We start from the raw sequence: 8,729 nt of genomic DNA on the forward strand, positions 1-8,729 counted from the left end.
TTTCTGGTGCGTACCGGGCTGAGAGGCGGTGTAAGTGAACTGTAGTTGCCATGTTTTACGGCAATGAGAGCAGAGATAGCGCTGATGTCCGGCAGTGCTTTTGCCGTTACGCACCACGCCTTCAGTAGCGGAGCAGGAAGGACATCTGATGGAAATGGAAGCCACGCAAGCACCTTAAAATCACCATCATACACTAAATCAGTAAGTTGGCAGCATTACCCATACATCAATGATCTTAACCTTAAGAACACTGAGGAATAAGATGATGGATAATCAAAAGAAACAACATAAGTATTGAACTTGTTTTTACCTTCCATAATATGACTCCTATCAATATTGAATGCTCTGGGGACGCAAAACTTATTAACCCCGATTGATGATTCTCATATAGGAGATATTCTTTTTTTTGCTCAGTAAAGGGGATGACGTGGGACAAAAAAACGCGCTCTCTGCCCATTCTTTGTGCATCCCCCTACCCTTCAGATGCTCTCCTGCATCACTCCGCGGAGAGCATGAAAAATATCGTGACTCTGTACTCTCCCATCAACTGCGAATATCATCATACTCCCGCGTTTTATCAAATTCGTGTTTCGCAAATGGGCATAGTGGGATAATTTTTCGTTTTTCCCGACGCATTTTTTCCACGACTTTCGCAACCAGCTGTTTACCAATCCCCTGCCCTTTCAGGCTTTCATCGACATCGGTATGTTCGATAATCGCTAAATTCTCTCCGGTCGGCACAAAGACAATTTCAGCGATTTGCTTGCCCTGTTCGTCATTAATGTAAAATTTATTGTGGCCTTCGCGTATTTCCATTTTACCCTCGCTTATTTATGACGGTATTTCAGCGCGCCGCTCGGGCACGTATCAATCACTTTAACCACAGTGACGACGTCGACTTCATCCGGCATGATCCACGGCTTTCGTTTGAGATTAAATAACTTGCCGTTGCCACGTACGCAATTGCCAGAATGCTGACATATCGCAGTGTTGAAATAGACATCGATCTTTTCGCCGGTATAACAGCGATAACCCTCGTCCAGTAGCGCCTGATCCATGACTTTCCCTCTCTCATCAGTATGATTATCGCTATAAGCATAGCCCTGGAATCTTCATACAGCACTGGCAGTTTCCGTTGCCAGAGTCTCTTCCCCTATATAGCCAATCATTCTTACGCCCTTTGAATTACCCGCCTCATCAGAGATAATGCTTAAGAAATTTGTCACACAAGGAAGCTGATGAGACATTCATTGCCCTACCGCATGTTACTCAAACGTCCGATGAAATTGAGTACCACAGTGATCTTAATGGTCAGCGCGGTACAGTTCTCGGTGCTATTGGTGGTGCATCTGATTTACTTCTCGCAAATCAGTGATATGACACGAGACGGGCTGGCCAACAAGGCACTGGCAGTGGCGCGTACCCTCGCCGACTCGCCGGAAATCCGTCAGGGCTTGCAGAAAAAACCGCAGGAGAGCGGAATCCAGGCCATCGCGGAAGCCGTGCGCAAACGCAACGATCTGCTGTTTATTGTCGTTACGGATATGCAAAGTCTTCGCTACTCGCATCCTGAAGCCCAGCGTATTGGTCAGCCATTTAAAGGTGATGACATCCTTAAAGCGCTGAATGGCAAAGAAAATGTCGCTATCAATCGCGGTTTTCTGGCGCAGGCTTTACGCGTATTTACCCCCATCTACGATGAAAATCATAAACAAATTGGCGTGGTGGTGAGCGGCCTTGAGTTAAGCCGCGTGACCCAACAAATCAATGACAGTCGCTGGAGCATTATCTGGTCGGTATTATTTGGCATGCTGGTCGGACTGATTGGCACCTGCATTCTGGTTAAGGTACTGAAAAAAATCCTTTTCGGCCTGGAACCCTACGAAATCTCCACGCTGTTTGAGCAGCGCCAGGCCATGTTGCAGTCTATCAAAGAAGGCGTCGTTGCCGTGGACGATCGCGGCGAGGTCACGCTGATCAACGATGCCGCACAAGAATTGCTGAATTACCGTAAGTCGCAGGACGATGAGAAACTGTCGACGCTAAGCCACTCATGGTCACAGGTGGTAGATGTCTCGGAAGTGTTACGCGACGGTACGCCGCGCCGCGACGAAGAGATTACGATTAAAGACCGGCTATTACTGATCAACACCGTTCCGGTGCGCAGTAATGGCGTTATCATCGGTGCCATTTCAACCTTCAGGGACAAAACTGAAGTTCGTAAACTGATGCAGCGACTCGACGGTCTGGTCAACTATGCTGATGCACTTCGTGAACGATCCCACGAATTTATGAATAAATTGCATGTGATTCTCGGATTATTGCATCTGAAGAGTTATAAGCAGTTGGAAGATTACAGTCTCAAAACAGCCAATAACTATAAGGAAGAGATTGGCTCTCTGCTGGGTAAGATCAAATCTCCGGTTATCGCTGGTTTTTTAATCAGCAAGATTAACCGCGCGACCGATTTAGGCCATACGCTGATTTTAAACAGTGAAAGCCTGCTGCCAGACAGCGGCAGTGAGGACCAGGTCGCGACGCTGATTACCACATTGGGAAATCTGATAGAAAACGCGCTGGAAGCATTAGGGCCGGAACCCGGTGGCGAAATTAGCGTAACATTGCACTACCGTCACGGCTGGCTGCACTGCGAAGTTAACGATGATGGACCGGGGATCGCACCCGACAAAATCGATCACATTTTTGACAAAGGTGTCTCGACAAAAGGAAGCGAGCGAGGCGTCGGTTTAGCACTTGTCAAACAACAGGTAGAAAATCTCGGCGGCAGCATCGCCGTGGAATCGGAACCCGGGATTTTCACACAATTTTTTGTCCAGATACCCTGGGACGGGGAGAGGTCAAACAGATGAGCAATGTATTAATTATCGATGACGACGCAATGGTCGCGGAGCTGAATCGCCGATACGTAGCACAAATCCCAGGCTTTCAATGCTGTGGAACAGCCTCGACGCTGGAGAAAGCCAAAGAGATTATCTTCAATAGCGATACGCCTATCGACCTGATATTGCTCGATATCTATATGCAAAAAGAGAACGGGCTCGATTTACTGCCTGTCCTGCATAACGCGCGTTGCAAAAGTGATGTGATTGTCATCTCCTCCGCAGCCGATGCGGCAACCATTAAAGATTCGCTGCATTACGGTGTCGTGGATTACCTGATCAAACCCTTCCAGGCTTCCCGCTTTGAAGAGGCGCTCACCGGCTGGCGGCAAAAGAAAATGGCGCTGGAAAAACATCAGTATTATGACCAGGCCGAGCTTGATCAGCTAATCCACGGCAGCAGCTCCAACGAACAGGATCCTCGTCGCTTGCCAAAAGGCTTAACGCCGCAGACGTTACGCACGCTGTGCCAGTGGATTGACGCGCATCAGGACTATGAGTTTTCAACCGACGAGCTGGCTAACGAGGTTAACATCTCGCGTGTTTCCTGCCGTAAATACCTCATCTGGCTGGTCAACTGCCACATCTTGTTCACCAGTATCCATTATGGCGTCACGGGGCGTCCGGTTTACCGTTACCGTATTCAGGCAGAACACTACTCACTACTGAAACAATATTGCCAATAACGGATCGCTGGTTATCTGTAAGTAATAATTATTACCGTAATGCAAAATACCCCTGGCACAAGTTACATCCTTCATCAGTAAAACTTGTGCAGATCAAATATAATTATCCCTCCATCATCGCTAAAAATTAATATCTCTTCAGGTGAACGGTGTTTTTAATTTCAAAACGCTAACAAAAGTTAATTAACTATTATGTCACCCGCATTATGTGTATTTTCACCCACAAATGGGTAGATAAGATTAATCTTTAAACCTAATGATATCTGCCCTGAGAACAAAAAATAGACCGATAAATATCAATAAGATAACAGCAAACAAAACATTAACATCTGCGCAGTACAAACTATAAACCCATCGCCAGAGAGTTTTTCTCTCTGAAAAAGCCGCTTATCACAGTGCATAAATTTGCCGCTGCTTTAATCAGCCAATATTTACTGTGAGGTATTTGCTAAAGCCGGTAACGACCAAACGGATATTTAGTCAGGCTCTGAAAACAGTTCATACAAAACAGAACGTGACTGTGATCTATTCAGCAAAAATTTAAATAGGATTATCGCGAGGGTTCACACATGTTATTTACTATCCAACTTATCATAATACTGATATGTCTGTTTTATGGTGCCAGAAAGGGTGGTATCGCGCTGGGTTTATTAGGCGGTATCGGTCTGGTCATTCTGGTCTTCGTCTTCCACCTTCAGCCAGGTAAACCACCGGTTGATGTCATGCTGGTTATCATTGCGGTGGTGGCGGCATCGGCGACCTTGCAAGCTTCGGGCGGTCTTGATGTCATGCTGCAAATTGCCGAGAAGTTGCTGCGCCGCAACCCGAAATATGTCTCAATTGTCGCGCCGTTTGTGACCTGTACGCTGACCATTCTTTGCGGTACGGGTCATGTGGTTTACACCATTCTGCCGATCATCTACGACGTCGCCATTAAGAACAACATCCGTCCGGAACGTCCGATGGCGGCAAGTTCTATCGGTGCACAGATGGGGATTATCGCCAGTCCGGTGTCGGTTGCGGTCGTGTCTCTGGTTGCGATGCTGGGTAATGTCACCTTTGATGGTCGCCATCTTGAGTTCCTCGACCTGCTGGCAATCACCATTCCATCGACGTTAATCGGTATCCTGGCGATCGGTATCTTCAGCTGGTTCCGTGGTAAAGATCTGGATAAAGACGAAGAGTTCCAGAAATTCATCTCCGTACCGGAAAACCGTGAGTATGTTTACGGTGATACCGCGACGCTGCTGGATAAAAAACTGCCGAAAAGCAACTGGCTGGCAATGTGGATTTTCCTCGGGGCAATCGCTGTAGTCGCCCTTCTTGGTGCTGATTCGGACCTGCGTCCATCCTTCGGCGGCAAACCGCTGTCGATGGTACTGGTTATTCAGATGTTTATGCTGCTGACCGGGGCGCTGATTATTATCCTGACCAAAACCAATCCCGCGTCTATCTCAAAAAACGAAGTCTTCCGTTCCGGTATGATCGCCATCGTGGCGGTGTACGGTATCGCATGGATGGCAGAAACCATGTTCGGTGCGCATATGTCTGAAATTCAGGGCGTACTGGGTGAAATGGTGAAAGAGTATCCGTGGGCCTATGCCATTGTTCTGCTGCTGGTTTCCAAGTTTGTAAACTCTCAGGCTGCGGCGCTGGCGGCGATTGTTCCGGTCGCGTTGGCGATCGGCGTTGATCCGGCATACATCGTGGCTTCAGCACCGGCTTGCTACGGTTATTACATCCTGCCGACTTATCCGAGCGATCTGGCAGCGATTCAGTTTGACCGTTCCGGCACCACCCACATCGGTCGCTTCGTCATCAACCACAGCTTTATTCTGCCGGGGTTGATTGGTGTGAGCGTATCGTGCGTCTTCGGCTGGATCTTCGCCGCGATGTACGGGTTCTTATAAATGCACTTTGCGTGCGCCCGTGACTACGCGGCACGCCATTTTCGAATAACAAATACAGAGTTACAGGCTGGAAGCTATGTCAAACAAACCCTTTATCTACCAGGCACCTTTCCCGATGGGGAAAGACAATACCGAATACTATCTACTCACTTCCGATTACGTTAGCGTTGCCGACTTCGACGGCGAAACCATCCTGAAAGTGGAACCAGAAGCCCTGACCCTGCTGGCGCAGCAAGCCTTTCACGACGCTTCTTTTATGCTCCGCCCGGCACACCAGAAACAGGTTGCGGCTATTCTTCACGATCCAGAAGCCAGCGAAAACGACAAGTACGTGGCGCTGCAATTCTTAAGAAATTCCGAAATCGCCGCCAAAGGCGTGCTGCCGACCTGCCAGGATACCGGCATCGCGATCATCGTCGGTAAAAAAGGCCAGCGCGTGTGGACCGGCGGCGGTGATGAAGAAGCGCTGTCGAAAGGCGTCTATAACACCTATATCGAAGATAACCTGCGCTATTCACAGAATGCGGCGCTGGACATGTACAAAGAGGTCAACACCGGCACTAACCTGCCTGCGCAAATCGACCTGTACGCGGTAGATGGCGATGAGTACAAATTCCTTTGCGTTGCGAAAGGCGGCGGCTCTGCCAACAAAACGTATCTCTACCAGGAAACCAAAGCCCTGCTGACTCCCGGCAAACTGAAAAACTTCCTCGTCGAGAAAATGCGTACCCTCGGTACTGCAGCCTGCCCGCCGTACCATATCGCGTTTGTGATTGGCGGTACGTCTGCGGAAACCAACCTGAAAACCGTCAAGTTAGCAAGCGCTCACTATTACGATGAACTGCCGACGGAAGGGAACGAACATGGTCAGGCGTTCCGCGATGTCCAGCTGGAACAGGAACTGCTGGAAGAGGCCCAGAAACTCGGTCTTGGCGCGCAGTTTGGCGGTAAATACTTCGCGCACGACATTCGCGTTATCCGTCTGCCACGTCACGGCGCATCCTGCCCGGTCGGCATGGGCGTCTCCTGCTCCGCTGACCGTAACATTAAAGCGAAAATCAACCGCGAAGGTATCTGGATCGAAAAACTGGAACACAACCCAGGCCAGTACATTCCACAAGAACTGCGCCAGGCCGGTGAAGGCGAAGCGGTGAAAGTTGACCTTAACCGCCCGATGAAAGAGATCCTCGCCCAGCTTTCGCAATACCCGGTATCCACTCGTTTGTCGCTCACCGGCACCATTATCGTGGGCCGAGATATTGCACACGCCAAGCTGAAAGAGCTGATTGACGCCGGTAAAGAACTTCCGCAGTACATCAAAGATCACCCGATCTACTACGCGGGTCCGGCGAAAACCCCTGCCGGTTATCCATCAGGTTCACTTGGCCCAACCACCGCAGGCCGTATGGACTCCTACGTGGATCTGCTGCAATCCCACGGCGGCAGCATGATCATGCTGGCGAAAGGTAACCGCAGTCAGCAGGTTACCGACACGTGTCATAAACACGGCGGCTTCTACCTCGGTAGCATCGGCGGTCCGGCGGCGGTACTGGCGCAGCAGAGCATCAAGCATCTGGAATGCGTCGCTTATCCGGAGCTGGGTATGGAAGCTATCTGGAAAATCGAAGTAGAAGATTTCCCGGCGTTTATCTTGGTCGATGACAAAGGTAACGACTTCTTCCAGCAAATCGTCAACAAACAGTGCGCGAACTGCACTAAGTAACCTCTTCGGCCCAGCGCCTGGCAGCATGCTGCCAGGTGATCCCCCTGGGCCACCTCTTTTGCGATTGTAATTTCACGCTTGCTGGTGAATAGTCAGTATTTTCCCTGATTTGCGAACTCACCATGACCCGCACACTCAAGCCGTTAATTCTTAACACCGGCGCACTGGCGCTAACATTAATCCTGATTTATACCGGCATTTCGGCCCATGACAAACTCACCTGGCTGATGGAAGTGACACCGGTGATTATTGTCGTGCCGCTACTGCTTGCCACCGCCAGACGTTATCCGTTAACGCCGCTGCTCTATACGCTCATTTTCCTTCACGCCATCATCCTGATGGTCGGCGGACAATACACCTACGCGAAAGTCCCCGTTGGTTTTGAGGTGCAGGAATGGCTGGGGTTGAGCCGTAATCCGTATGACAAGCTGGGGCACTTTTTCCAGGGGCTGGTGCCTGCACTGGTGGCACGAGAAATTCTCGTTCGCGGGATGTACGTGCGCGGACGTAAAATGGTGGCGTTCCTAGTCTGCTGCGTGGCGCTGGCGATAAGCGCAATGTATGAATTAATCGAGTGGTGGGCGGCGCTGGCAATGGGTCAGGGAGCGGATGATTTTCTCGGCACCCAGGGCGACCAGTGGGACACGCAATCCGATATGTTCTGCGCGCTGCTTGGCGCATTAACGACGGTGATATTCCTCGCTCGCTTTCATTGCCGCCAGCTACGGCGCTTTGGCTTGATAACCGGATAACAACGTGCGCTTTGTTGATGCCGGATGCAGCGTGAATTCCTTATCCGGTCTACAAAATTTGCAAATCCAAAGCATTACATTAAGACGTGGCCTGATAAACATATCGCATCAGGCCATTTTCGTTAGCTATTGTCCACGTCAGGCTTTCACATCACTCACTGCACCGACCGGAATATCAGCATGAACAGGCTCGGGCGGTACTTTGCGATATTTATCCAGCAGATGGATCTGGATCCTGCGCAGCGTGTCACCATTGAGGCGATAGAAACGGAAGTAGAGAATCAGCGTTACCATGAAAAACAGAGTTGGTAGAGCAATCATAATAAACTGCATACCTAATAGGGCTTGCGTAGACTGTTCAACATTCGGTACATAGCCAATCATCCCTAACACAACCGCAATGTGAAGTGGCACACTGAATTTGGCCACCTGAACAGAGGTGATATGCTCACCTCAGAACAACACAGGTGCTCCAATGAAAAAAAGAAATTTTAGCGCAGAGTTTAAACGCGAATCCGCTCAACTGGTTGTTGACCAGAAATACACGGTGGCAGATGCCGCCAAAGCTATGGATGTTGGCCTTTCCACAATGACAAGATGGGTCAAACAACTGCGTGATGAGCGTCAGGGCAAAACACCAAAAGCCTCTCCGATAACACCAGAACAAATCGAAATACGTAAGCTGAGGAAAAAGCTACAACGCATTGAAATGGAGAATGAAATATTAAAAAAGGCTACCGCGCTCTTGATGTCAGACT

Annotated in this window: 8 protein-coding genes and 3 pseudogenes; 6 read left to right on the plus strand and 5 right to left on the minus strand. The window is 49.6% G+C overall.

Annotated elements, in window-relative coordinates; genetic code table 11:
• The 4 genes and pseudogenes from BHE85_RS06260 to yjdI all read right to left on the minus strand — a co-directional run.
• The coding region (locus BHE85_RS06260) for an IS1 family transposase (protein WP_047664789.1) at nt 1–165 on the minus strand (165 nt) is incomplete at its 3' end.
• 56 nt (nt 166–221) lie between these two features.
• Nucleotides 222–317: pseudogene (gene ghoS / locus BHE85_RS06265) on the minus strand (type V toxin-antitoxin system endoribonuclease antitoxin GhoS); the annotation flags it as partial.
• A gap of 226 nt (nt 318–543) precedes the next feature.
• On the minus strand, nt 544–816 hold the full coding sequence (locus BHE85_RS06270) for a GNAT family N-acetyltransferase (protein WP_000405647.1): 273 nt from the start codon (nt 814–816) through the stop codon (nt 544–546).
• An 11-nt stretch (nt 817–827) separates the two neighbouring features.
• Entirely contained in the window at nt 828–1,058 is a 231-nt protein-coding gene (yjdI, locus tag BHE85_RS06275; RefSeq protein WP_000371700.1) for a 4Fe-4S mono-cluster protein YjdI, read from the minus strand.
• A 180-nt stretch (nt 1,059–1,238) separates the two neighbouring features.
• Here yjdI and BHE85_RS06280 point away from each other — a divergent pair, with 180 nt between their 5' ends.
• The 5 genes from BHE85_RS06280 (at nt 1,239) to BHE85_RS06300 (ending at nt 7,971) form a co-directional block, all read left to right on the plus strand.
• Entirely contained in the window at nt 1,239–2,870 is a 1,632-nt protein-coding gene (locus BHE85_RS06280; RefSeq protein WP_001216454.1) for a sensor histidine kinase, read from the plus strand.
• Nucleotides 2,867–3,586, plus strand: coding sequence for a two-component system response regulator DcuR (dcuR, locus tag BHE85_RS06285; protein ID WP_000073189.1), 720 nt, complete (start codon nt 2,867–2,869; stop codon nt 3,584–3,586). The genes BHE85_RS06280 and dcuR overlap by 4 nt, the downstream gene beginning before the upstream one ends.
• Nucleotides 3,587–4,155: 569 nt before the next feature.
• Nucleotides 4,156–5,496, plus strand: coding sequence for an anaerobic C4-dicarboxylate transporter DcuB (gene dcuB, locus BHE85_RS06290; protein WP_000899522.1), 1,341 nt, complete (start codon nt 4,156–4,158; stop codon nt 5,494–5,496).
• Between the two features lie 76 nt (nt 5,497–5,572).
• Nucleotides 5,573–7,219, plus strand: a complete 1,647-nt coding sequence (gene fumB, locus BHE85_RS06295; protein ID WP_000066666.1) for a class I fumarate hydratase — start codon at nt 5,573–5,575, stop codon at nt 7,217–7,219.
• A gap of 122 nt (nt 7,220–7,341) precedes the next feature.
• The gene (locus BHE85_RS06300; RefSeq protein WP_000198754.1) at nt 7,342–7,971 is read left to right on the plus strand and encodes a DUF2238 domain-containing protein; all 630 of its coding nucleotides are present in this window, start codon (nt 7,342–7,344) and stop codon (nt 7,969–7,971) included.
• A 138-nt stretch (nt 7,972–8,109) separates the two neighbouring features.
• On the opposite strand, the pseudogene BHE85_RS06305 reads toward BHE85_RS06300, so the two are convergent.
• Nucleotides 8,110–8,373: pseudogene (locus tag BHE85_RS06305) on the minus strand (melibiose:sodium transporter MelB); the annotation flags it as partial.
• Nucleotides 8,374–8,446: 73 nt separating this feature from the next.
• Between BHE85_RS06305 and BHE85_RS06310 the strand changes: the two are divergent.
• Nucleotides 8,447–8,729: pseudogene (locus BHE85_RS06310) on the plus strand (transposase); the annotation flags it as partial.

The sequence above is a fragment of the Shigella sp. FC1567 genome (assembly GCF_001743015.1).
GTDB lineage: Bacteria > Pseudomonadota > Gammaproteobacteria > Enterobacterales > Enterobacteriaceae > Escherichia > Escherichia coli.